22 protein-coding genes are annotated in these 26,208 nt (G+C 38.7%); 12 read left to right on the top strand and 10 right to left on the bottom strand.

Going from position 1 to position 26,208, the window contains the following annotated elements; translation table 11 throughout:
• Positions 1 to 109: 109 nt before the first annotated feature.
• Entirely contained in the window at positions 110 to 634 is a 525-nt protein-coding gene (locus ACESSZ_RS13510) for an Ig-like domain-containing protein (RefSeq protein ID WP_331866884.1), read from the bottom strand.
• 15 nt (positions 635 to 649) lie between these two features.
• On the opposite strand from ACESSZ_RS13510, the gene ACESSZ_RS13505 reads away from it, so the two are divergent.
• The gene (locus ACESSZ_RS13505) at positions 650 to 1,051 is read left to right on the top strand and encodes a hypothetical protein (protein ID WP_331866885.1); all 402 of its coding nucleotides are present in this window, start codon (positions 650 to 652) and stop codon (positions 1,049 to 1,051) included.
• Positions 1,052 to 1,084: 33 nt separating this feature from the next.
• Here ACESSZ_RS13505 and ACESSZ_RS13500 read toward each other — a convergent pair whose 3' ends face one another.
• From ACESSZ_RS13500 to ACESSZ_RS13485, 4 genes are all read right to left on the bottom strand, one after another.
• Positions 1,085 to 2,257: an AI-2E family transporter gene (locus tag ACESSZ_RS13500; protein ID WP_008691261.1), complete on the bottom strand. Its 1,173-nt coding sequence runs from the start codon at positions 2,255 to 2,257 to the stop codon at positions 1,085 to 1,087.
• A gap of 29 nt (positions 2,258 to 2,286) precedes the next feature.
• Positions 2,287 to 4,269, bottom strand: coding sequence for an excinuclease ABC subunit UvrB (gene uvrB / locus ACESSZ_RS13495; protein WP_008691259.1), 1,983 nt, complete (start codon positions 4,267 to 4,269; stop codon positions 2,287 to 2,289).
• Positions 4,259 to 5,740, bottom strand: a complete 1,482-nt coding sequence (locus ACESSZ_RS13490; protein WP_230326990.1) for a S41 family peptidase — start codon at positions 5,738 to 5,740, stop codon at positions 4,259 to 4,261. The genes uvrB and ACESSZ_RS13490 overlap by 11 nt, the downstream gene beginning before the upstream one ends.
• Positions 5,741 to 5,987: 247 nt before the next feature.
• The gene (locus ACESSZ_RS13485; protein ID WP_008691257.1) at positions 5,988 to 6,605 is read right to left on the bottom strand and encodes a cytidylate kinase-like family protein; all 618 of its coding nucleotides are present in this window, start codon (positions 6,603 to 6,605) and stop codon (positions 5,988 to 5,990) included.
• 325 nt (positions 6,606 to 6,930) lie between these two features.
• Here ACESSZ_RS13485 and ACESSZ_RS13480 point away from each other — a divergent pair, with 325 nt between their 5' ends.
• The 8 genes from ACESSZ_RS13480 to ACESSZ_RS13445 all read left to right on the top strand — a co-directional run bounded on the left by ACESSZ_RS13480 (position 6,931) and on the right by ACESSZ_RS13445 (position 15,854).
• Entirely contained in the window at positions 6,931 to 8,019 is a 1,089-nt protein-coding gene (locus ACESSZ_RS13480; protein WP_331866887.1) for a 2-aminoethylphosphonate--pyruvate transaminase, read from the top strand.
• The gene (gene aepY / locus ACESSZ_RS13475; protein ID WP_331866888.1) at positions 8,016 to 9,140 is read left to right on the top strand and encodes a phosphonopyruvate decarboxylase; all 1,125 of its coding nucleotides are present in this window, start codon (positions 8,016 to 8,018) and stop codon (positions 9,138 to 9,140) included. The genes ACESSZ_RS13480 and aepY overlap by 4 nt, the downstream gene beginning before the upstream one ends.
• Position 9,141: 1 nt before the next feature.
• A complete protein-coding gene (aepX, locus tag ACESSZ_RS13470) occupies positions 9,142 to 10,437 on the top strand; it encodes a phosphoenolpyruvate mutase (protein WP_132225562.1) in 1,296 nt (431 codons plus the stop codon).
• A gap of 144 nt (positions 10,438 to 10,581) precedes the next feature.
• Entirely contained in the window at positions 10,582 to 11,256 is a 675-nt protein-coding gene (locus ACESSZ_RS13465; RefSeq protein ID WP_132225564.1) for a response regulator transcription factor, read from the top strand.
• Positions 11,253 to 12,629, top strand: coding sequence for a sensor histidine kinase (locus ACESSZ_RS13460; RefSeq protein ID WP_331866889.1), 1,377 nt, complete (start codon positions 11,253 to 11,255; stop codon positions 12,627 to 12,629). The genes ACESSZ_RS13465 and ACESSZ_RS13460 overlap by 4 nt, the downstream gene beginning before the upstream one ends.
• A 66-nt stretch (positions 12,630 to 12,695) precedes the next feature.
• Positions 12,696 to 13,571, top strand: coding sequence for a PepSY domain-containing protein (locus tag ACESSZ_RS13455; RefSeq protein ID WP_008691249.1), 876 nt, complete (start codon positions 12,696 to 12,698; stop codon positions 13,569 to 13,571).
• Between the two features lie 370 nt (positions 13,572 to 13,941).
• Positions 13,942 to 14,799, top strand: coding sequence for an AraC family transcriptional regulator (locus tag ACESSZ_RS13450; RefSeq protein WP_008691248.1), 858 nt, complete (start codon positions 13,942 to 13,944; stop codon positions 14,797 to 14,799).
• An 11-nt stretch (positions 14,800 to 14,810) separates the two neighbouring features.
• A complete protein-coding gene (locus tag ACESSZ_RS13445; RefSeq protein WP_008691247.1) occupies positions 14,811 to 15,854 on the top strand; it encodes an acyl-CoA--6-aminopenicillanic acid acyl-transferase in 1,044 nt (347 codons plus the stop codon).
• A gap of 462 nt (positions 15,855 to 16,316) precedes the next feature.
• Here the strand turns inward: ACESSZ_RS13445 and ACESSZ_RS13440 are convergent, their stop codons facing one another.
• From ACESSZ_RS13440 to prfA, 5 genes are all read right to left on the bottom strand, one after another.
• Positions 16,317 to 16,787, bottom strand: a complete 471-nt coding sequence (locus ACESSZ_RS13440) for an LURP-one-related/scramblase family protein (RefSeq protein ID WP_008691246.1) — start codon at positions 16,785 to 16,787, stop codon at positions 16,317 to 16,319.
• Positions 16,788 to 16,855: 68 nt separating this feature from the next.
• Complete coding sequence (mnmG, locus tag ACESSZ_RS13435) at positions 16,856 to 18,730, bottom strand: tRNA uridine-5-carboxymethylaminomethyl(34) synthesis enzyme MnmG (RefSeq protein WP_008691245.1); 1,875 nt, start codon at positions 18,728 to 18,730, stop codon at positions 16,856 to 16,858.
• An 11-nt stretch (positions 18,731 to 18,741) separates the two neighbouring features.
• Positions 18,742 to 19,068, bottom strand: coding sequence for a hypothetical protein (locus ACESSZ_RS13430; protein ID WP_008691243.1), 327 nt, complete (start codon positions 19,066 to 19,068; stop codon positions 18,742 to 18,744).
• A 322-nt stretch (positions 19,069 to 19,390) separates the two neighbouring features.
• A complete protein-coding gene (gene prmC, locus ACESSZ_RS13425) occupies positions 19,391 to 20,251 on the bottom strand; it encodes a peptide chain release factor N(5)-glutamine methyltransferase (protein WP_008691239.1) in 861 nt (286 codons plus the stop codon).
• The gene (gene prfA / locus ACESSZ_RS13420; protein WP_008691238.1) at positions 20,248 to 21,324 is read right to left on the bottom strand and encodes a peptide chain release factor 1; all 1,077 of its coding nucleotides are present in this window, start codon (positions 21,322 to 21,324) and stop codon (positions 20,248 to 20,250) included. Before prfA ends, prmC begins: the two co-directional genes overlap by 4 nt.
• A 546-nt stretch (positions 21,325 to 21,870) precedes the next feature.
• On the opposite strand from prfA, the gene licT reads away from it, so the two are divergent.
• The 3 genes from licT to ACESSZ_RS13405 all read left to right on the top strand — a co-directional run bounded on the left by licT (position 21,871) and on the right by ACESSZ_RS13405 (position 26,205).
• Complete coding sequence (gene licT, locus ACESSZ_RS13415) at positions 21,871 to 22,716, top strand: BglG family transcription antiterminator LicT (RefSeq protein ID WP_008691237.1); 846 nt, start codon at positions 21,871 to 21,873, stop codon at positions 22,714 to 22,716.
• Between the two features lie 119 nt (positions 22,717 to 22,835).
• Positions 22,836 to 24,764, top strand: a complete 1,929-nt coding sequence (locus tag ACESSZ_RS13410; RefSeq protein ID WP_119983617.1) for a beta-glucoside-specific PTS transporter subunit IIABC — start codon at positions 22,836 to 22,838, stop codon at positions 24,762 to 24,764.
• A 10-nt stretch (positions 24,765 to 24,774) separates the two neighbouring features.
• Positions 24,775 to 26,205, top strand: coding sequence for a 6-phospho-beta-glucosidase (locus tag ACESSZ_RS13405; RefSeq protein WP_008691235.1), 1,431 nt, complete (start codon positions 24,775 to 24,777; stop codon positions 26,203 to 26,205).
• Positions 26,206 to 26,208 lie beyond the last annotated feature (3 nt).

Genomic DNA, 26,208 nt, shown 5'->3' with positions numbered 1-26,208 from the left:
CAATCCTTAATAAGAAAGAAAATTCAACCATGCCTGTACATGGTTGAATTATAGCGACTGCCTGTCGCACAAAAAGAACAGCAGATTTTCTCATGCTGTTCAATTAGCATTATTTTACAACAATCTTACAGGAAACTTTTTTGCCATTTACACTACGTGCATAAATATAGGCAGTTCCTTTTTTCTTAGCTGTAACCTTTCCTTTTGCACTGACGGTCACAACATTCTTATTAGATGTTGACCAGGTAACTGTTTGAATGGTTCCTTTCGGTGCCAGTGTCGCTTTTAAGGTGAAAGAAGATCCTTTTTTCAATGTTTTGTTCTTATAATTTAAAGTCACCTTTGAAGGAGCATTTACAACCTTTACAATACATTGTGCTTTTTTCCCATTCAATGATTTCGCTGTAATGGTTACACTTCCTGTGGCTTTTGCGCTGACTTTACCATATTTATCCACCGTTTCAATTTTTTTATTACTACTCGACCAAGTAACATTCTGAGGTGCTTTTGAAGGTAAGACGCTGGCTTTTAAGGAAGATTTCTGTCCTTTATACATCGTCTTTTTCGTTGTACTTAATTGTACCTTGGCTGCAGCAGGACGTTTTAAAATTCCGTAAATTATTTTACGAAGCAAGGTGTGTTATTGTTTATGGAAAATGGACGTGATTTTCAAATACCTTCCTTTTTATATGAACCAACCACATTAGCAGAACGCCTTTATGTCCTGCGTAAGATCTTAAAACAAAATCAAGAAGATAATAGAACTGACTTCCTATTAAAAGAAGAATACTTTTCTTTTGAAAGCATCCTTTCTATCAGCTGTTATTCTCCAACGAATATTATTTTCTATTACGGAGAAGATATGGATAAAAGTACCTTCTTCTTTAAGGAGAATAGTTTAAATCATTGTATTTATGACTTTTTAGCGAATTTATGGGACACAGAAATGGTTTATTCTGTGGAAGAAACGAATGCTTTTTATGAAGAAGTCATACAGCACTATGAAACGCTTCTTGAAAGCTCAAACACCGATCATAAAACAAGGCGATAAGAATGTATGACTTCCTACCGCCTTGTTTATTTTTTATGATGCTTGTTTTGGCAAAGGTTGCTTTGACTTTTCTCCTTCATCACTTTGTCTTTTCAAACTGCTTCGCCGATGCATTTCTTCACGCAATAAAGCATAGATGATGGAGAAAATCGGCAAGCCCAATAACATACCGGCAAAACCAAAGAAACCTCCGCCTACCGTGATTGCAAATAACACCCATAAACCAGATAAGCCTACTGTATTCCCCACAACACGTGGATAGATGAGATTAGACTCAAATTGCTGTAGACAAATACCGAACAAAATAAAGAAGATTCCTTGCAGCGGATCAACAAAAGCAACAAGCAAGGCACTTAAACCTACACCGAAGATTGCTCCAAAGATAGGGATAATATTCGTGCAGCCAATGATTACGCTAAGAATCGGCGCATATGGGAATTGTAAAATCAGACATCCGATATAACAAAGGATACCGATGATGATTGCTTCTACTAATTGCCCGGTAACAAAATTAGCAAAGGTTACATTGGTTAAATGTGCAACCTTTAGTAAATACTCGTTTACCCGCTTTGATGTAAAGGCATATAAGAATTCTTTTGCTTGGGTTATTAAGCGGTTTTTGGAAATTGTCAGATAGACCGCAATTACCAAAGCCATAAAGATATTCGCAATGCTGCTCGCAAAGCCACTTGCCATATCAATGAGATGAGGCAACCCATTCTTTACGATATTAACCGCCATTTTTTGAATATCCATCGCATAGGTTTCAATTTGTTTTAAAACTTCTTCCGGTATCTGTTTATTCTCAATCGCCGTTTGAATATTCTTTTGCACTTCTTCTAAATACCCCGGCAATGCATTTGCCAGTGTGGTAACACTGTGAATTACTTGCGGCATGACAATCCAAAAGATAAAGGTGATCACACCTATAATAATGATCAATGATAACAAGGCTGCCACTGCACGTTTACCTTTTCCCAAGGATGCAGGCAGTTTCTTCATAAAGTACTTCATTGGCAGATTAAAGACAAATGCCATCATAATACCATAAATAAATGGCTTTAATAAATTTATGATCATCTGTAAAGTACCCATGACCTGATCAATATGTAAAATGACCCAAACCAAGGCAATGGTATAGGTGATGATGAATATAATGTGTTTCATCGTCAAACGATTTAACTTCTTATCCTTATCTTTTAACATTGCCCCATCTCCTTCTTCCTTACTAGTGATTATGAATTACGTAATTCAATCAAAATATCGCGTAATTCCGCAGCTCGCTCGAAATCGAGCACTTTTGCCGCTTCTTTCATTTCCTTTTCCAAATTTACTAAGAGTTTTTCTTTATCCTTCTTTGTTACTTTGGCTTTTTTGCTCATATATTTCGCCGTCATTTCCTGTGTTTCTTTACTGCGAACAACCTCATGAATCGGCTTGATGATTGTTTTTGGTGTGATTCCATGTTCCTTATTATAAGCAATCTGGATTTCACGTCTTCTGGCTGTTTCATCCAAAGCTTTCTGCATACTGCCGGTAATCGTATCGGCATACATGATAACTTCACCATGCGCATTACGGGCAGCACGTCCAATGATCTGAATCAAAGAGCGTTCGCTACGCAAGAAGCCTTCCTTATCCGCATCTAATATCGCTATTAAGGAAACTTCCGGAATATCCAGACCTTCTCTTAGCAAGTTGATACCAATCAATACATCATATTTCCCACGACGCAAATCACGGATGATTTCCGTTCGCTCAATTGTTTTTACTTCATGATGCAGCCAGGCAACCTTAAAGTCCATCCCTTTCAAGTAGCTGGATAAATCTTCTGCCATTCGCACGGTTAATGTGGTTATCAAGGTACGCTCATTACGAGCGATCCGAGTTTTTATCTCATCCACCAGATCGTCAATTTGTCCTTGTGTTGGACGAACTTCAACCTTAGGATCTAACAATCCTGTAGGACGTATGATTTGTTCAATGACTTCACCATGCGTCTTCTCCATTTCATAATCTCCCGGTGTTGCGGAAACAAAGACTGCCTGATGGTACATTTTTTCAAATTCTTCAAAACGCAGCGGTCGATTATCCAATGCACTTGGCAAACGGAATCCATAATTCACCAAAGTTTCTTTTCTTGCACGATCGCCATTATACATCCCACGAATCTGTGGCAAAGATACATGACTTTCATCTACGACCAATAAAAAATCATCCGGGAAGTAATCAAATAAGGTATAAGGACGTTCCCCTGGTTTTCGTCCATCGATATGACGAGAATAGTTTTCTATACCGGGGCATACGCCAAATTCACGCAATGCCTCCATATCATAACGAGTACGTTGTTCCAAGCGCTGTTTCTCTAGCAGCTTTCCTTCATTATCAAGTTCTTTTAAGCGTTCTTCTAATTCCGCACCGATCGTATCTGCGGCACGATTGATAATTTCTTGCTTTGTCGCATAGCCACTTGCCGGATACACAACATATACCGTATAAGCGTTTTGTACCTTACCAGTCAAAGGATCTACTTCACAAATACGTTCAATTTCATCATCAAACATCTCAATACGCAAGATATAAGAATCGGTATGTCCAAGTGCCACCTCAATCACATCACCACGTACACGGAAGGTACCACGTATTAAATCCATATCATTGCGCTGATACTGACGTGCTACCAATTTCCCCATTAATTCCTTACGATCTATGATATCCCCTACGCGAATACTGAAAAACATATCCCGATATTGCTCTGGGTTACTGGCACCATAGATACAGGCTACAGACGCAATAATAATCGTATCTCTTCGTTCCAGTATCGAATTGACGGCTGCCATTCGAAGCATATCCAATTCCATATTGGTTGTGGCATTCTTATCAATATAGGTATCAGAACTTGGTATATAGGCTTCAGGCTGATAATAATCAAAGTTAGATACGAAATATTCCACACGATTATTAGGAAAGAATTCTTTAAATTCTGAATACAGCTGTCCAGCCAACGTCTTATTATGCGCAAACACTAGCGTAGGTTTATTGACCTGTGCAATGACATTCGATATCGTAAAGGTCTTACCCGTTCCGGTTGCCCCTAACAAAACCTGCTGTTTCTTTCCTTCCTTTATGCCTTCTACAAGCTCTTTGATTGCCTTAGGTTGATCTCCTTGAGGCTGATATTCTGATACTAAATCAAATAGCTTTTCCTCATTTTTCATTTGCTATTTCCATCGCTTTCTTTAATTGTAAATCATATTTATATGGATCGCTCCGCCATTTTCTAAGGCAGTCTGATACCAGTGATCTACAGACTTCTTCGCGAATCTTTCCATCCGCTTTCAATCCATGATCTTTTTGATACTGTGTTAATGCTTTTGCAGAGGTATAAGAGAAATAGGCATCCGTACGATCAACTGCGTATCCTAAAAACTTTAAGTAGATCTGTACGGGAGATGCCGCTTCATTTACGGTATCAAAAGCAAATTCTTCTTTATCTAATTGCGGCATGCCTGTTACATATGCCGCTTCCTGTGCTACTTTGATATCCGGAGTAATTCCAACTTTATTAAGCTTATTACCTTTTGGTGTTATCCATTCACCGGTTGTGTATTTTAGCATACTGCCATCCTTAAATGGTAATGGAATCTGTACCGTACCCTTACCATATGTTTTTTCACCGATAACGATTGCTTGCGTCTGTTCTTTTAAAGCCGCTGTTAAAGCCTCTGATGCACTTGCCGTTCCACCATTGACTAGTATCAATAATTTATCAAAGGTATAATGCTCATAACCATTCAATGTCTTATATTCCGTGATATTGCCATCATGATCATCTTCCTTAAAAATAACCTGATCATCCTGCATTAAATAGCTGGCAATCTGTAGTGCCGCTTTTAAATAGCCTCCACTGTTATCACGTAAATCAATAATCAAATGTTTAACTTTTGCTTTCTTGATATCCTCTAAATGGCGACCAAATTCATCACCACTTGTTTCCGCAAAAGTCGTTAGTTCAATTTTTGCTGTATCTCCCTTGATTTCACTGAACACAGTTCCATTTACTTTTTTACGGGTAATCGTTTTTTCTATATGTTTTCCACTGCGAATGATTTCCAGCTTCACTTTTGTGCCACTTTCCCCTTTAACTTTTTTAGCCACTTCTTCTGTTGAAGTGTTTTTTAATACTTTGCCATCTACTGCATAAATCTGGTCACCTGCATGAAGTCCTGCTTTTTCTGCCGGTGAATCCTTAATAATATCAGAGATGATAAACGTATTATCATCTAAGGCATACATTGTAACACCAATGCCGACAACACTGCCTTCCATAGAGCTTGTAAAGCTTTCACTTTGCTCATTATTCAGATACATCGTATGCTGATCACCGCCGGCATCGACCATACCCTTGATAGCTCCATTGATCAGTTGCTCATTGAAGTCTTCTTTATCTTTCCCAAAATAAAATTTATTTTTCATGATGGTATATACTTCACTCAATTTAGCAAAAGTTTTATCATTGGTGACATCTGAACGGCTTAAAAATCGGTTAAGACCATATCCAGAAAAGAAGAAAATAACACATAGAGCAATTATGCCAATGCGTCTTTTCCTTTGTTTCTTCTCTGCTTCTATCTCATCCGGCCATTTATGACGCACTAATTTATAACGAACTACTTTTTTTTCAGACATCATCATCACCTCATCAGCATAACTGAAAATTATTACGTGTATTATCATACCATATTTCAGCGTTCATGATAAGTCATTCCCTTCGTAATCATCTGAATGATCAAAAAGGTAATGACAAACGTAGTAAATATGAATAAATATCCACCGATTTATGATATATACCCAGAATTCTTATCACTATTTGAAGGATTTTTTTCATACAAAAAGAGCCCTCTGTTTTAGAAGGCTCTACATATGCACATCCTTTTTATAAACTCTTATTGACCGCAACTTCTTTAATGATTTCCACACAACCATCAATACCAAAGGTACTGGAGTTTAATGAAATATCATAATTTTCTGCACGACCCCATTTACGATCGGTATAATACTCATAATAATTCGCACGACGCTTATCAATTTTATGAATAGAATTTTCAATATCGCGTTCATCTACTTCATAAGAATGAATAGCGCGTTCTTTTTTCTCTTTCATATTACCATGAATAAATACATTTAATACCGTATCATAATCTTTTAAAACATAATCTGCACAGCGTCCGACAATAACACATGCGCCTTCCTTTGCCACCTGCTCAATAACCTGTGATTGTACCAGAAACAGACGATCATTCAAGGAAAGTTCAGTAATTGTTGATAACGGTCCTCCTAAGGAATAACCAAGAGCACCTAATAAACGGAAACCTTTGCTTGTACGAGAATCTTCTTCCTCAAACAATTCCTTATCTAATCCGCTTTCCTTTGCAGCAATTTCGATAAGTTCTTTGTCATAGAAAGGTACATTCAGCTGTTCAGCCAGCTTTTTGCCGATTTCTCTACCGCCGCTTCCAAATTCTCTACTGATTGTAATAATGGTCTTTTTCATAAAATCGACCTCCTCACCTTGTAATTTCATTATACTATCATCTGCTTACAACATCAATGTTTCCGTTTTCATTTTTGTAAATAGCATTGCATCAAGTTTTTTATCACTGCCTTTCTTAAGGTATTCCCGGATAGTATCTATCCTATACAGAAAGAAGCAAACGGCTAGTTACAAAGGCTATTATTTGTTCATATTATAGCGATTAATTCAGATAGAAAAAACATTTATATTGATATTTTCCTTGTATTTGTTCAATTTATGTATTATCATAACGATATTGAACATATAATTATCTTATATGATTCATCAAAAGGAGATGCTAAAAATGAAGCCTACTGTCTTATTAACACCGGGTCCTTTAACAACCAGCGCTGCTGTAAAGCAAGCAATGTTACAAGATCTTGGCACTAGAGATGATGAATATCGTATGATAATCCAATCTTTGCGTGAACAACTATGCGAATTGGGACAAGTGCATCCATCGCAATACGCTTTGATTTTCATGCAAGGTTCTGGAACCTTTGGAGTAGAAAGTGTCTTAACAAGCACGATTCGTCAAGATGAGCATGTTCTGATTTTAGCAAATGGAGCTTATGGAAACCGCATGGCACAAATATGTGAAACTGCTCATATCCCATTTACATTAAAAAATTATCCTATGGATAAAGCTTTACCACTCGATGAAGTAAAAGAGCAGATAGCCGATCCTCGCTATACCCATGTTGCCTATGTGCATTGTGAAACAACGGCAGGTGTGATGAATGATCTTTACCGTATACAAGAATGTATCCGCAGCTATCACAAAATCAGCATTGTCGATGCCATGAGCAGTTTTGGCTCTGTACCGATTGCTATTGCAGATGCAGGGATTGATTATCTGATAACCAGTGCGAATAAATGTCTGCATGGTGTACCGGGAGTAGCTATCATCTTTGCCAGAAAAGCACATTTGGATACATGTCAGCATTGTGCTGTTAGCCTGTCCTTGGATTTGTACGAACAATATCGCTCTATGGAAGAAACCCAAGGCGCATTTCGCTTTACCTCACCAACGCATGTCATGTTAGCTTTGCAAGAAGCCTTAACAACACTGATAACAAACGGAGGCATTCCAGCACGTCGTAAACGCTATATGCATATCCAAAAAGAATTGCATGACAGTATGACGAAGTATGGTTTCCATACCTTAGTAGAGCCTGACGTGCAATCTTGTGTCATAACGACATATTTGTGTCCGAAAGGTTTTGATTTTACGCATTTCTACAACTTTTTTAAAGCCCATGGTTTCTTGTTATATGCTGGGAAATTACCTGGTATAGATGCATTTAGGATTGGTAATATAGGGGAAATCAGCGATGCAGATATTCTTCACTTTAAAAAAGTCTTACGCATGTATATGGAGGAAAACAGATGAAAGCAGAAACTTTGATAAATGCTTTAGAAGCAATTGCTATCCACGATTATATTGGTGTTCCGGATTCCACATTAAAAAGCTTTTGTGATTATTTATACTTGCACAAGAGCCCTGCACAGCATCATGTGCCTGTAAATGAAGGTGCAGCACTGGCTATGGCAGCCGGAATCTATTTGGCAAGCGGTCAGATATCTTGTGTTTATATGCAAAACAGTGGCTTAGGTAATGCTGTAAATCCTATCACCAGTCTGCTGCATGAAAAGGTATATGCGATTCCAATGTTATTCATCATCGGCTATCGCGGTCAGCCCGGATATGCAGATGAACCACAGCATAAGTTTCAGGGGGCGATCACCTTACCTATGCTAGAGCTGTTAGAAATTCCCTATGCCGTGTTGAAAAAAGACGATGATGCCTTCTCCCTTTCACAGATACTAAAAAAAGCACAGGAATGTTTTCAAGCAAAGAAGCAATTTGCCATCGTTGTGGAAAAAGGTGCTCTTGAAAGCGAAGAAACCTTACACTTTCAAAATGGCTTCCATATACGAAGAGAAGAAGCCATTCAACACGTTATTTCTTCACTGCAATCAGAAGATGTCATCATCAGTACGACCGGCAAGATTTCCCGAGAGGTTTATGAACAGAGCAATGCTATATTAGGTCATCATAAACAAGCGTTCTTAACCGTAGGCTCTATGGGACATGCCTCTATGATTGCACGAGGTATAGCCTTAAAATGTCCGCATAAGCGTGTCTTTTGTTTTGATGGCGATGGAGCTGCGCTGATGCACATGGGTTCTATGAACTATATTGCCCAACAGCCTTGTGAGAACCTTATCCATATCGTTTTTAATAATCTTGCTCATGAATCCGTTGGTGGCATGCCGACACAATGTGCTAAGACGCCCCTTCATGAAATCGCAAAGGCCATGGGCTATAAACATGTTCTCTATATTACTGATTTACAAGAATTGGATAGCACTTTACAAAGAAACTATCAAGGACCGGTATTTATCGAAATCGGTGTTGCAGTAGGTTCTCGTGCTGACTTAGGAAGACCGAAAGAAACTGCTGTAGAAAATAAAGAACAATTTATGAGCGTTTTGAAAGGAGAATACTAACATGAAAAGTGTTTATGCATGTTTTAGTACCGATGTCATTCACGAAGGACATCTTCATATTATTCAAGAAGCACAGGCCTATGGAGAGCTCACGATAGGGGTATTAACAGATGAGGCATTGATAAAGTTTGATCGTTTTCCGACAATTACCTTTGATGAACGTTTTCAAATGATGCAAAAGTTGGATGGCGTTGCACATGTTGTTGCGCAATCCACGGTTTCATATACCGAAAACTTACAAAAGTTAAAACCGGATTATGTCATTCATGGTGATAATTGGAAGACGAACGAACAAAAAATCATACGTGATAACGTGCTTAAGGTTCTATCAACATGGGGAGGACAACTCATTGAGGTTCCTTATACACGCACGGAAAAGGTACAGCATATCGATAAAGTGATGCATGATAAGTTAGCTATGCCTGAATTTCGAAGGAAACGATTGCGTCAGCTTTTACAGTTGCGTCCAATCGTGAAAGCACTGGAAGTCCACAGTGGCATTACGGCTTTAATTGCCGAAAAAACAATTGTGCAAAACAAAGAAGAACTTGATCAGTTTGATGCCATGTGGATCAGCAGTCTGTGTGATTCTACCGCAAAAGGAAAACCTGATATCGAACTGGTGGATATGTCCAGCCGCATACGTACCATTGATGATGTGATGGATGTATCTACCAAACCCATCATATTAGATGGCGATACTGGTGGTTTGATTGAACATTTTGTATACAACGTACGCACCTTGGAACGTCTTGGCGTTTCGGCAATTATTATTGAAGATAAAACAGGATTAAAGAAAAACTCTTTATTTGGTAATGATGTAGAACAGACACAGGACAGCATTGCCCATTTTTGTGAAAAAATCCAAGCCGGGAAACAGGCACAGCTAAGCGAGGACTTTATGATCATCGCTCGTATCGAAAGTCTGATTCTTGAAAAAGGCATAGCGGATGCATTACAACGTGCTTATGCGTATGTCGCGGCTGGGGCAGATGGCATTATGATTCATTCAAGACAAAAAACACCGGATGAAATTTTTGCCTTTTGTGATGCCTTTCGCCAAAAAGATAAGAACACCCCGATTGTGGTAGTGCCTACTTCCTATCATAGTGTCTTGGAAGAACAGCTGGCAGCGCATGGTATCAACATCGTTATCTATGCCAATCAGTTAACGCGCAGTGCGTTCCCAGCCATGCAAGAAACAGCAGCCAGCATCTTAAAACATCATCGTGCGAAGGAAGCAGATGCACAACTCATGTCGATTAAAGATATCATCACGCTAATTGATGAAATGTAGCCTCTCTGATTCATATATGAATTACCGGTAGTTGACAATGGTCTGAATCCCTGTCTCGCTGCTGGTTTTTCTTTTCCTATTGGCATTTCCTATACCCCATTACAAGGAATATGCTAAAATGAACATAGAAGATGAGGTGATTTTATGCGTATTCTTTTAGCCGAAGATGAAAAAGAACTAAATCGTATCGTATGTGAACGATTACGGGAAGAACAATACAGTGTTGATGCTTGCCTAAATGGTGAAGAAGCCTTAGCATTTTTACAAGTCATGGAATATGATGTTGTCATACTGGATATTATGATGCCTATCGTAGATGGTTTAGAGGTTTTACAAACCTTGCGAGCTAATGGCAAGCAAGTGCCGGTTTTGATGTTGACAGCAAAAGACAGCATTCAGGATAGAGTTAAAGGATTGGATGCCGGAGCAGATGATTACCTTGTAAAGCCATTTGCCTTTGATGAACTTTTGGCACGAATCCGTGTTTTATTACGCAAACCATCCAATCAGCACACCGGTTTTTATCAGGTAGATGATTTAGTCTTATATCCAAATACCCATAAAGTGTTACGTGCTGATAAGGAAATTCATCTCTCCGCAAAGGAATTCTCATTATTACGTTATATGATGCAAAATACCGGTATTGTCTTAAGCCGAGAAAAACTGGAACAGCATATCTGGAATTATGATTACAGCGGAGAATCGAATGTCATTGATGTTTATATCCGTTATCTGCGTAAGAAAATCGATGAAGGGCATACGCATAAGCTGCTGCATACGATTCGCGGTGTTGGCTATGTTTTGAAGGTGGATGTATGAAACGATTGTCTATTAAAGCCAAACTGACAGTATTGTACAGCTCCCTAATGATGCTTTTGATCATCTTTATCATAGGGCTATTCTTCGCATACAGCTCCCAAGAGATTCTTTCCCATACCAAAGCAATATTAGAAGAACACGTATCATCCAGTTTTGATAACATCGACTATAAGCATGACAGTTATCATTTTGATAATGATATATTAGAATTAGAGGATGGTGTCTATCTTTCTGTATATGATGCAAAAACGCAGGAATTGGTGTATGGGCGAGTCCCTTATGGCTTTGCGTATGATCTTCCTTTTGCGGATGGACAGGTGCGCAAGATTAAAAGCAATCAGACTAAGTTTTATGTGTTAGATATGCAGTATCAGGTAAAAAAGAGTGCCCCTTCTTTGATGGTGCGCGGTATCATATCCATCAGTGATGCACAGGAAAACGTTTATGCTACCCTGCGTTTGAGCTTACTGTTACTGCCATTGTTTGTACTCGTCAGCTCAATTGCCGGTTATTTTCTTGCGAAAAAAGCATTGTCACCGGTTGCGACCATTACCCAAAGAGTCCAGACCATTTTAAAAGGACAAAATCTGACGAAACGCGTGGCTTTAGGAAAAGGGAAAGATGAAATTTATGAGATGGCCGAAACCTTTGATAAACTGTTAGCGCAGATGGAAGACAGTTTACAACGAGAACAGCAATTTACCAGTGATGTTTCACATGAATTAAGAACACCATTAACAACTATCCTAATGCAATGTGAACAGCTGTTACATGAGAAACAGAAGGATGAAGCATCCGCCAAAGAGTTAAAAGTCATCCAACAAAAAGCCATTGCCATGCGTAATATCATCTCCCAGTTGTTATTGTTGTCGAGAGCCGATATGGGTAATGCCCAGCTGACGATGGAACCACTGAACTTTAGTGAATTAAGTGCTTATGCCATTGAAGAAATACAGCTACAGGCAGAAAAGAAACAGATACAGGTAACAAGTGACATACAGAACAACATCATGGTCTATGGTGATCAGACATTGTTAATTCGTTTCTGGATGAACGTGTTACATAATGCAATTCAATATGGTAAGGAGCAAGGACATCTTTTCCTACAGGTAAAACTTATGGAAGATCATGTGCAGATTGTTGTGGATGATGATGGAATCGGCATAACAGAAGAACAGCTACCTTATATATGGAATCGGTTCTATCGCTGTGACAGTGCCAGAAACAACAGCACTAGCAGTGGTTTAGGATTATCTATGGTAAAATGGATTATTGAAGCGCATGGTGGTTTATGTGATGTGAAGAGCTGCTATGGAAAAGGTACAACCTTCACTTTCACTTTACCCGTTTTAAAAAAAGATGAAAAGCTTTAATCTTCCTTTAATCTTTCCATGGTACTGTGTATGTGTAAAGAAGGAGTCGCATAGGAGGAAACGATTATGAAAAAACAATTATATCTGACAACTCTTCTCAGTGCCGTTATCTTAGCTGGCTGTGGCAGTTCCGTAACTCCATCCTCAGCCGCAAGTGACATTGGGGAAGCAAAGGCAAAAGCGATTGCGCTGGAACATGCAAAGGTAAAAGAGGCAGAGCTTACCAAAATTCATGTGGAAAAAGAAACAAAGAAGGGCAAAGCGGTATATGATATTGAATTTGAAACAAAAACAAAGGAATATGATTATACGGTAACGCAAGAAAAAGGAGAAATCCTATCTTCATCCATTTCCAACAACATGAAAGATGACGATAAGAAAAAGACGACGGAAGATGATAAAACAGCAGACAAGAATACACAAAACAATGTTCAAACAAAGGCAACCGAGTCTACTGATAACCATGCATCCTCACAGCCAAATACATCGGATTCCACAAAAGAAATCAGTGCGGAAAAAGCGAAAGCGATTGCTTTAGCGCATGCCAAGGTCACTGAAAACAACACGCAATTGTTGAAAGTAAAAAAAGAACGTGAAGATGGCATTAAGGTGTATTCCGTTGAATTCTACGTTGGTAATACCGAATATGACTATGACATTGCCCGCAGTAACGGAAAGATTATCCAGTATGATATTGATGTGGAAGAACAGAAACACCACACACCATCTACTTCTATTATCTCATTAGCAAAAGCTCGCTCTATCGCATTGCAGAAAGTGCCTGGCGCAACCAGTAAAAACATTCACTTATCCTTAGATGATGAAGATGACAAACAGGTATATGAAGGAGAAATAAAGTATAAACAAATGGAATATGATTTTGAAATTGATGCGAAAACCGGAACTTTCTTAAAATGGACCAGTGAAAGAGATGATGATTAAACTCATATAACATAAAAAAGCTGCCTAAGACGGTTCAATAAAACAGTATGATTAAAATTATTTTCAGGAAACGGCGTAACTTACAGGTTATGCCGTTTTTTCGTTTTGCACTCGTTAGTAAAGAGGTGGGAAGTCTTCCCACAGTTATTCCTGCTTATGCTCATCATTATCAAAAAGCATTTAGAATCTGTTGTCAGATAGTTCTCAATTTTAAATACGGTGGTAATTGTAAAATGCCAAAATAGATAAAGAAAATTTGCACCAAAATTTTTATTCATCTACACTATATATAAGTTTACAAAAGAGCGCATCAAAAGCGAGGAATAATAAGTAATGAGAAGCTATGATTATATAGAAGGAGGCACACAAAATGGAATGGTTGAGAAAGCTAAGCGCAGCCATAGATTATATAGAAAACCATTTAGACGGTGATATATCCTATGACGAAGCTGCAAAAATCGCCTGTTGTTCAACCTTTTACTTTCAACGGGTTTTCTCTTATGTGGCAGGTGTTTCACTGTCTGAATATATCCGGCGCAGAAAAATGACACAGGCAGCGTTTGATTTACAACGGACAGGTGCGAAAGTAATTGATATTGCCTTAAAATATGGATATGCTTCTCCGACTTCATTTAACAGGGCATTTCAGAGCGTCCATAATATCACACCCGCAGCTGCGCGCAGCATAGGAAATACATTCAATGCTTATCCAGCAATTCGCTTTTCCGTTCAAGTTTCAGGAGAAACCGCTATGTCCTATCATATTACACAAAAACAAGCCATGCGTATGGTAGGTGTTCGTATTGCGTTAAGTGAGGACATGGAGGAAAATCAAAGAATAATTCCAAAATTTTGGAAGTCTGTTTTAAAGAGCAGTTTATTTTCCGAAATATGTGATTTATCACATCAATCTCCCGAAGGAATATTAGGCGTTAGTGTTTATGAAAATCCCAAAAAGATATTTTATTATATTGCAGCAGCCACGAAAGAACCTGTCCCATCCGGTATGTTTGCATTTGAAATTCCGGCTGCTGTATGGGCTGTCTTTGAGAACAAAGGAGATTTTAAAGAAAATGTGCAGGACATTTTTCGAAGATTTTATACAGAATGGCTACCGTTTTCAGGATATGCATATGCTGGACTTCCAGACATAGAAGTATATCCTATCACCAAAGAAACACCGCTAAGAGGTCATTCTGAAGTATGGATTGCTATAAAGAAAGATTAGGAGGATAAAATATGTATCATTTACGATTGAAAGGCGACCATTATCAAATGGGCGTTAAGAGAGGAAAAATTTTTCAAAAAAGCAATATCACATTTCCTCTGCATCTTGATGATTTTCAACTTGAGCATGGAAGAAAAAGCGAACAGATATTGAAAGAGTATTTTCCCGAAGTATGTGAAGAAATAAAGGGCGTCAGTGATACCATCGGGGTAAGTTATCTACCCTTTGTATCATGGATGTTATGCATGGGCTGCTGTATGTATAATCTGGAAGATAATATCCCCGTAGAAATCAGGGGGTGTACAGCCTTTGCCTATTCCAAAAACAACAACATAATCTATGGAAGAAATAATGATTTACCGCCATATTTGAAAAAAGGGAGTAAAAGTGAAATCTATTCCCCGTTAAATGGGAATAGATTTAATATAACAACTTCTTCTTTCATTAACGGAGAAGAAGGGGTGAATGAACATGGATTGGCCGTAGCAATGACTTTTGTAATGACTAGTCTGGAAAACATACAAGCGGGTTTTAATTCCTGTTTTGTCGTAAGGTACTTGCTTGAAAAAGCGAATAGCACAGAAAGTGCACTGTTTCTGCTGATGAAACTGCCAATAGCATCTAACTGTAATATTCTTATCGCAGACAAGAGTGGAGAAATGCTTGTTGTCGAATGTACACCATATGAAAAAAGAATCCGTGAAGCGGTAAGCATCGATGATGCTAAAATTGTGTGTACTGTTAATAGCTTTACATCTGATGAAATGAAGCAACACGACGCAGCTAAGGGAAACGATTATCAATCTGCAAAACGCTATCGTACGGTTATGGAAAATTTCAGCACCCACATAAAAGGAAATCTGATAGAAGCGACTCAACAGCTTTTAAGAGGCAATTTCGGGTTCATGTGTCAATATGATGAACCAGATTTTGAAACCGTCTGGAGTTCCATCTTTGATTTGAAAAAGCTGATGATATATCGGGCAGAGGGTGACCCACGAAAAAAGAAATTTATCGTAGACAGCAGATTGCATAACATTGTGCAAAAAAAATAGGGATTTAGATATGTATCATTGGATCCTGTGTCCTATCTGTAATCACGCAATAAGGCCAGAAAGGACAAAATTCGGTTTTTCTCTTTTGGAAGAGGTTTTATTATGTTAATTACCATCATGCAAACGTTATGGAATTCATAAAAAAGGCTGAATCCATATAACGAGAATTTTATCCATGCTTATAAACTGTCCATATATTATACATACTTATATAAATCACATTATTCAAACGCCTATGTAGTTTTATGCCGCATGGGCGTTTGTTGTAATCGTTTTTATTGGAAACAGACAAAAAAAGACGGGCAAAAAGCAATCGCTTCTTCCTCGTCTTTCTTGCCACCCTGTACAACAGCTACTCGCTTTCTGTTTGTTGGTTGATATTGTTTTACGAGTAGCTACCTATTAAAACAATATCTTTTATGTTAGAGCTTTGACGTATCTGTAAAGCCCTTTATTTGGATGCTATTCACCTTGTGAACATTTCGCCGCATCAATTGCCAATACAATCATCAGGCAGAGTAATGCATCCTTTTCATGTACGATATCCATTGTATATGTATCGGAAAGTTGAAACAGCTCTTTATGAACATCCATAATATGTCCACTCTGGCTGACAACAGCATAATCCCATTCCATGACGTTTCCATCTACTTCCCAATCATTACAGGTTAAATGAAATTTAGGCCGTAAAAAGGTTAATTCTTTTTGGATAGTACCAACTTCTTCGCCGTCGATATACATAGTAAATTTAGGCAGAAAGCTAAATGCTTTTTCTTTGATTTCGCCTAGCATATTACCATCTCTATCATAAATTTGTAGGCGATGTCCAAGTGACATAACCCCCTTCACATGATAGCGTGGCTGTTGTTCTTCATCATAAATATCATAGCTATCGAACCAGCTGAAGATCCGTTGTTTAAATAATAGTTTCATTTTTTACCTCTTTATACATTATCTTTTTTTATGCTAAGCACCTTTTATCTTGTAGATAAATAAACATATCATGATTCATTTTTATGATCTTCACGCTTTAATTGTTCAAGATAAACAGCTAAAACGGCAATATCTGCCGGATTGACACCGGAGATACGAGAAGCCTGCCCCATTGTCATTGGCTGCACTTCATTTAATTTTTGTCGCGCTTCTAATGATAAATGCTGAATCCGCTGATAATCTATATGTTCCGGCAAACGGACGGCATCCATTTGTCGCAAATGAGCTGCGTCACGTTTCGCTTTTTGAATATAACCTTCATATTTTATTTCTATTTCTACTTGCTGCGCAATGGCTGGCGCAAAGGTTTTTTCTAAATAAGGTGCTAAACCTTCCATTGTCACTTTCGGACGTTTTAATAAGGTTTTTGCGCTAATGCCTTCCTTTAAAGGCTCATAGTCCAATTCCTGCATATACGTATTTACAGTAGATTTCGGTGTAAAGCGAACGGTATCTAAATATTCCAGACAGTCAATGATCTGTTGTTCTTTTCCTTTAAAGTTTTCATAACGTGCATCTGAAATCAAGCCTATTGTATGACCATAAGGTGTTAAACGTAAATCTGCATTATCATGACGCAGCAACAAACGATATTCTGCTCTCGATGTTAATAGACGATAAGGTTCTTTTGTCCCTTTGGTAACCAAATCATCAATCATTACCCCAATATATGCCTCATCACGACGCAAGATAAAAGGTTCTTTGCCATCCAGTTTTAAGACTGCATTTATGCCTGCTAGTAACCCTTGGGCAGCTGCTTCTTCATAGCCGCTGGTTCCATTGATTTGTCCTGCGGTATACAAATTAGCAATCCGCTTGTTTTCTAAGGTTGGTTTACACTGTAAAGGATCGATTGCATCATATTCAATCGCATACGCATATTTTTTAATGACACAATTTTCCAATCCTGGTAAGCTATGCAGCATAGCTTCCTGTACATCATGTGGCATAGAGGTTGAAAAACCTTGTACATAGGTAGTATCCAAAGATTCACTTTCTGGCTCAAGGAATATCTGATGTCGTTGTTTATCCGCAAAGCGCACCAATTTATCTTCAATGCTTGGACAATAACGAGGCCCTACTCCCTTTACCAAACCGGAATACATGGCAGAACGTTCTAGATTTTCATTAATGATACGATGGGTTTCAGGGGAGGTATAGGTTAAATAACATAATGCCTGTTCTTTAAAAGGTCTGATGTTTGTTGTTTCATGAGAGAAACAAAGAAAGGCATCTGTACCGGGCTGTACTTCTGTTTTGGAAAAATCAATAGAGCTTGTTAAAACACGCGCCGGTGTACCTGTCTTTAAACGGAAAGTACGAATACCTAAATCACGCAGGCTTTGAGATAAGTAATTCGTTGTTGGTTCTCCATCCGGTCCACTTGGTGTAGAGGTATGACCAACCAGTATATTGCTTGACATGAATGTACCGGTTGTCATGATCAATGCCTTACATTCTTCCATATGTCCATCAGCCTGCAAAACGCCTTTTACGACACCATCTTCTGCAATGACTTTTTCAACGCACATTTCTCTTACTTCCAGATGTTCCTGCGCTAACAGTACTTTCTGCATATAAGCTTTATAAGCCAATTTATCCGATTGTACACGTAAGCACTGCACGCCTGGGCCTTTTGTGGTATTTAGCATCTTAAACTGCAACGCTGTTGCATCTGCCGCTTTGCCCATTTCACCGCCAAGCGCATCAATTTCTCTTACAACAATTCCTTTTGCAGGTCCTCCAACACTTGGATTGCATGGCATAGATGCAATCATATCTATGTGCATGGAGTATAAGATTGTTTCTTTCTGTAAACGAGCACAAGCTAATGCGGCCTCAACACCCGCATGACCTCCGCCGATAACGATAACATCTGCCATCCTGTTTCCTCCTAATTCTTTCGACAATATCCGCATTTAGGGCAAATGCCACTTGCCCCGATCTTAGCCCCACATGAAGGACATAATACCTCTTTACTACGAATATCTTTATCTAGTTCATATATAAATTCTTTCTGAATACGTTTCCTACGCAAATTCATTTTTAATACCATACCTGCTAATAAAAGATTCAATAAGGACATCACCAGCAAGATACTTCTTGACACGATTTGATTTGTCAGAAAAGCTGCCAGCAAAATAATCAAGGTACTTATACATAAGAATCCAAAACTTATCCAGCGCTCTTTTCCATACAAATATGTTTTCTGATGGTACATAAACATTCCTTCCTTCATATATAAAGCAAATACATATTTACGTGGTATATTATAAAATATTTTCTATCCATTGAACAGCAATATTTCATGTTATTTCATATAATCTGTAAGTAACCCCTTACCCCTTTTCCTATTTGATACAAAGGAAAAGGTTGCGTGTTTTTCTTTTTCTAAATGCTCAAATAAAATACATACACCTGTTTTACCCGCTTTTTCTTTCGGTTGGAAATCATAGCACATTAATTATAAACCCTTCTTTTATCAAGGACAATTCGTAAGATATTTTAAGCTGTCTTCATCTAGAAAAGGAAAACGGATACGCTTAAGACGCATCCGTATGCAGATAAATAAATAACATGCGATTTTTTCCACTCATATCCTGTAAGACTTCAATCTTAGCTTCCGGAAAATATTCTTTTGCCAATGCTGTCAGTCTTTCTTTTTGATCATAGCCCATTTCAAAAGCCATAAAAGCTTTTTCATTTAATACCTTACGCGCATTTTCAAAGATGATGCGATAGAATTTTAAACCGTCTTCACCACCAAACAATGCGACATGTGGCTCATAATCAACAACACTCTCCTCCATCACTTCCTCATTGGGAATATATGGCGGATTGGAAATTAAGATATCCAGCTTAATATTGCGTTCGATCAAAGGCTGCAGCATATCCCCTACCATGAAGCACACGGTTGCCTCATTGGCAGCGGCATTTTCTTTGGCAACCATAACGGCTTTTTCACTGATATCCGTTGCCAACATGTGCAATCTATCCTCTTCCTTTTTCAAGGAAATCGCGATTGCTCCACTACCGGTACCGATATCTGCGACCGTTACCTGTTTACCATCAAATACTTCATCATAAGCAGCTAATACATTTGCCACCAATTCTTCGGTTTCCGGTCTGGGAATCAATACGTCTTCATTGACTTTGAAACGATAGCCATAAAACCATTCAAAACCTAAAACATGCCCTAAAGGTTCTCCTTTAATCAGACGACATAAGCCCTGTTCAAATTGTTCGGCTATATCGGCAGGTACTTCCTGCTCATATTCCATATAAAGGTTATGGGCCTCCATATTGGTAAGTTCCAACAAATACAACAAGGCTGCCTGCTCCCCACGATCGGCCTCTTCCATGCGTTTGTTGGCATCTTTTAACAGCTCACGATATGTACTCATTCGTTATTACCTGCCAGTTTTGCTTGTTGATCAGCACTTGTTAAGGCATCTAATAAATCCTGCATCTTGCCTTCCATAATGCGATCCAACTGATTCACGGTATAACCAATACGATGATCGGTCACACGGTTTTGCGGATAGTTATACGTACGAATCTTCTCTGCACGATCTCCGGTACCAATCTTGCTTCTACGCTCCATGCCCTGCTCTTCTTCCAGCTTGCGCTGATGTTCCTCATACACACGAGAACGAATCGTCATTAAGGCAGTTGCGCGGTTTTCATGCTGTGAACGTCCATCCTGACATTTTACTGTAATACCGGTAGGTTTATGCACGATACGAACAGCGGAATCTGTCTTATTGATATGCTGTCCACCGGCACCACTGGAACGCATCGTTTCAATTTCCAAATCATTCATATCAATATCAAAATCTTCAGCCTCAATCTCTGGTGTAACTAAAACCGTTGCTGTAGAAGTATGGATACGTCCCTGGCTTTCTGTCTTTGGCACACGTTGTACGCGATGACTGCCAGATTCAAATTTCAGCTTGCCATACACACCATCACCCTTCACCATGAAGGATACCAAAGAGAAACCGCCGGCCTCACTGTCATCCATTTCAACAATTTCAATCTTCCAGCCCTGACTTTCCGCATACTTGCTATACATACGATACAAATCACCCGCAAAGATATTGCCCTCATCGCCACCGGCAGCTCCACGGATTTCCACAATGGCATTGTGCGAATCATTTGGATCTTTAGGAATCAAAAGAATCTCCAGTTTTCCTAAATATTCTTCAATCTTCGGCTCTAATTCCTCAATTTCCATCTTCGCCATTTCTTTAATTTCTTTATCTTCTTCCTTTAACAGTTCCTTTGCCTCTTCTAAGGCTTCCATACTGTGTTTATAATCCTGATAGGTTTCAACGACCTGTGTTAAGTCTGCTTGCTCTCTTCCCAGCTTTGCCAATTCTCTGCTGTCAGAGACAATATCCGGCTGCATCATCAGTTCTGTAATCTCATGATACCGGTTGACCATACCTTCCAGTCGCTCGATCATAATGCTCATAAACAAACCTCCTTGTTTTGCGTCTTTTCTATTGTTGCCTTTATATGCGTAAATATCCTTATATACTATACCATTGAAAGTAAAAAATGAAAAGCAATTCTTATAGAGTAATATAAGGTTTTACTGTGTGGAAAAAGATAAGAAAAGTTAATGTTGATGAAGGTGGTACACCCTGTATTAAAGGATAAGAGAAACGAATTTTAATGAAGGGAATACATCATAGAAAAGGCTGACAGTAAACAGGTGCTTATAACATGATATGATGATAAGCAACGCTTAGAAAAGATGAGATGATCATGCAAATGATTCAATAGAAAAATGAAACCATCGTTCAAATAATCGCTGCTTATAAAAGCACGACACACCTGCATATCAAACAAAAAATCATCATGAAAGCGTTGACATCTAAAAAAAGGCTTGTTATAATGAAACCGCAAACAAGGATAGTTATTGTTGAAAGACAAGCTCGACCTGTATAAATTAACGTATATGCTTTCATGCATATGGTTTCTTATATGGGTCTTTTTTGTTAGGAGGATGGCATAGATGATATTTAAGAAGCGCTTAAACAACAATGTTGTGATTGCGATTGATGGGACAGATGAAAAAATTCTCACAGGAAAAGGATTAGGCTTTCAGATGCAGGCCGGCAATGAAGTGGATGAAACAAAGATTGAAAAAATATTTGCCTTAGCGGATAAGAAAGCGAATCAGAAATTGTTGGAGCTGTGTGAAACGATTCCGATGGAGCATGTGGAATTAGCTGAAGAAATTGTAAATTATGCAAAGATCCATGTGAATGAGGCAATGAATGAAAATGCCATTCTTGCTTTATGTGACCATATTTATATGGCAGTAGAACGTAAGAAACAGGGCGTCGATGTGAAGAATGTTCTCTTGTGGGATATTCAAAAGTTCTATCGGGATGAATATGAAGTCGGTCGCTATGCAGTAAAAGCGGTGCAAGAACGCTTTCATGTTGCATTGAGCGAAGATGAAGCAGGCTTTATTGCCCTGCATATCGTAAATGCGCAGTTGAATCTGCAAACGAAGACGGTAAAAGAGATCACGGTACTCATGCAGGAAATCGAACGTATCGTTCGCATTGATTTTGCGATTGATATCAATACGGATTCTATCTATTATGATCGCTTTATTTCCCATTTGAAATTCTTTGCCGAACGTGTCTTTTCCCACAAAACCTTTACCGGGCAAGAAGTCGATGGCTTATTGGATGTCATCATTCAAAAATATCCGAAGGCTTATGCCTGTGTGAATAAAATCAGTGCCTTTCTAACAAAAAAATATGCTTATACCTTAAGTGAGGAAGAAATCTTATATTTAAGCATTCATATCTCACGTATTGTTCAGGTATCTACTCAGAAAAGCTGAGTTTGATATAAGTCGTTACAAGCGACAGCTAAGCAGCATTTAAGAAGGATAGTTACATTGAGTTGGCTTGACCTTCGTTTCGTGTATTTCATTAAAATGAAGAAATGGAGGACTTTAAAATGGCTACTTACGAAACACTTGCACAAGAAATTGTGAAAAACATCGGAGGCAGTGACAATGTCATCAGCCTCACACACTGTATCACTCGTTTACGCTTCAAACTAAAAGATGAGTCTATCGCAAAGGATGAAGTCTTAAAGAATTTGGATGGTGTTGTGACCGTCATGAAAAGCGGTGGACAATATCAGGTTGTCATTGGCAATGCAGTTGCGGATGTTTATGCGCAGGTCCTGCCTTTATTGCATCTTGGTGATATGGACAATATGGCAACACAAAGCGATGGCAAAAAGGAAAAATTATTAGATCGTTTTGTGGATATCATCTCCGGTATCTTCCAGCCAATCCTTGGTATCATGGCTGCCTGTGGTATGATCAAAGGCTTAAATATCCTTTTTGTATCTTTGCATTTGTATAGCGATACTTGCGGTGGCTATATGATCATTAATGCAATTGGGGATGCGATGTTTACCTTCCTGCCGCTATATCTTGGTTACACTGCATCAAAGAAATTTGGCTTAAAGCCAATGATTGGTTTAACAATCGGTGCGATCATGTGTTATCCGGCTATTCAAAGCAGTGCCGTATCAACCTTGGGAGAGCCTATGTATACCCTGTTTGAGGGAACGATGTTTGCTTCTCCTGTCTATATTGATTTCTTTGGCATTCCTTTGATTTCCATGGATTATACTTCTACCGTTATTCCAGTCATCTTTATCGTTTACTTTGCTAGTAAATGTGAAAAACTATTTAACAAATGGATTCCAGATCTGGTTAAATTCTTCTTTGTGCCAATGTTGACATTGCTTGTTGCTTTACCAATTGGTTTCTTATTAATCGGACCTGTTGCTACCTTTGGTTCTAAGATCATAGCCGAAACGGTCATTGCGATTCGTGATTTCTCTCCAATGTTGGCAGGTGCTGTGGTTGGCTTAACTTGGCAGATTCTTGTCATCTTCGGTTTACATTGGGGCTTTATTCCAGTATATATCAATAATATTATGACCAATGGCTTTGATGCGGTCATGATGCCCTTCTTCGCTTGTACCTTTGCGACTTCTGCCGTTGTTTTAGCTATCTTCTTAAAAACAAAAGATAAAAAGTTAAAAGAAATGTGCATTCCTAACTTTATTTCCGGCATCTTCGGTGTTACTGAGCCTGCTATTTATGGTATTTTATTACCTTTGAAAAAACCATTTATCATCAGCTGTATTGCCGGAGGTATCGGCGGCGGTTTCTATGGCTTCTGTAACTTCCGTAAGTTCTCTATGGGTGGCATGGGCATCTTTGAATTGCCTGCTATGATAGAGCCTGATGGTAGTATGGGCAATCTTACGGTTGCGATTGCCGGTATCCTGTTAACGATGGTCATCGCCTTTATAATCACAATGATTAGCTTTAAAGATAAAGCTGAAAAAACAAATACTTCTGCGATAGAAACACAAACAGCAACGGAAATGGAAAAACCTTTAGTAAAGAAAACCATGCTGACAGCACCTGTTGATGGTAAGATCATTGCGTTATGTGATGTACAGGATGATGCTTTTGCCAGTGAAATTCTTGGAAAAGGCTGTGCTATTTTACCGACAGATGGATGTTTTCATGCACCAATCAGCGGAACGATTTCTACTTTATTCCCTTCACGTCATGCGATCGGCATTACATCGGATGATGGAATAGAAGTACTAATTCATATTGGATTGGATACCGTACAGCTCAATGGGGAAGGTTTTACAGCACTTGTGAAACAAGGTGATCATGTAGAACAAGGTCAACCATTAGTAAATGTGGATCTAGCATTTGTAAAAGAGAAAGGTTTCTGTCTGGAAACACCAGTTGTCATTACCAACTCTGCTCAGTATTTAGATGTACTGGATGTTGCGAAAGACACGATACATGCAGGAGAAGACTTCCTGCATATCGTAAAATAGAGGTATGTGTATGAGCTTTCCTAAACAGTTCTTATGGGGTGGGGCAACCGCCGCAAATCAATTTGAAGGTGGATATCAGGAAGGTGGCAGAGGCTTAGCAAATGTTGATATCTGTCCTTCAGGAAGTGATCGTTCCGCTATTATTTGTGGTCATCTTAAAACCTTTACCTGTGATGAACACCATCACTATCCATCACATGACAGTGTTGATTTCTATCATCATTATCAAGAAGATATCGCCCTCATGGCAGAAATGGGGTTCAAGGTATATCGCATGAGCATTGCCTGGACACGTATCTTTCCCAATGGGGATGAAGAAGAACCAAATGAAGAAGGTTTGCAGTTTTATGATGCCATCTTTCGTGAATGCCAAAAGTATCATATAGAACCACTTGTGACAATCGTACATTTTGATTGTCCTATGCATCTCATCCAAACCTATGGTGGATGGAAAAACCGTAAGATGATTGATTTTTATCTTCGTTTATGCAAAGTTTTATTCAAACGTTATAAAGGTATCGTAAAATATTGGCTGCCTTTTAATGAAATCAATATGATCTTACACGCTCCATTCTTAGGTGCCGGTTTATATTTTGAGGATGGAGATGATGAAGAGCGTATCAAATATCAGGCTGCGCATCATGAATTGATAGCCAGCGCTCTAGCCACAAAATTAGCACATGAAATAGATCCAGAAAATCAGATTGGCTGCATGTTTGCGGCAGGTTCTGTCTATCCTTATAGCTGTCATCCACAAGATGTCTTTGAGGCTTTGAAGAAAGATCGAGAAAGTTACTTTTTCATTGATATCCAAGCACGTGGAGCTTATCCATCCTATGCGATAAAGGAATTAACTAGAAAACATTGCATGCCCCATATGGAAGATGATGACTATGCGATTTTAAAGAAGTATCCGGTTGATTTTATTTCCTTTTCCTATTATAACAGTCGCTGTGTCAGTGGACAGAAAGAACCAGAAAAACTAACAGAAGGCAATCTGTTTGCTTCCGCAAAGAATCCCTATCTGACCTATAGCGATTGGGGTTGGCCGATTGATCCATTAGGCTTAAGAATCACTTTAAATCACGTCTATGATCGCTATCAAAAACCAATGTTCATTGTAGAAAATGGCTTAGGCGCGATTGATACGGTAAAGGCTGATGGAACGATTGAAGATGATGCACGTATTTCTTATTTGCGTGAGCATATCCTTGCTATGAAAGCTGCAATAGAAGAAGATGGTGTTGAACTGATGGGGTATACCGCTTGGGGACCGATTGATTTAGTTAGTGCCTCCAGCGGTGAGATGAAAAAACGGTATGGTTTTGTATATGTTGATAAACAGGATGATGGCAGTGGCTCCATGCAGCGCATCCGTAAAAAATCTTTTTACTGGTATAAATCAGTCATTGAAAGTAATGGAGAATGTTTAATAAAATAAATA

This window comes from Eubacterium sp. 3_1_31 (genome assembly GCF_964249515.1).
GTDB lineage: Bacteria > Bacillota_I > Bacilli_A > Erysipelotrichales > Erysipelotrichaceae > Longicatena > Longicatena caecimuris.
This window is presented reverse-complemented; position numbering and strand designations above follow the sequence as displayed.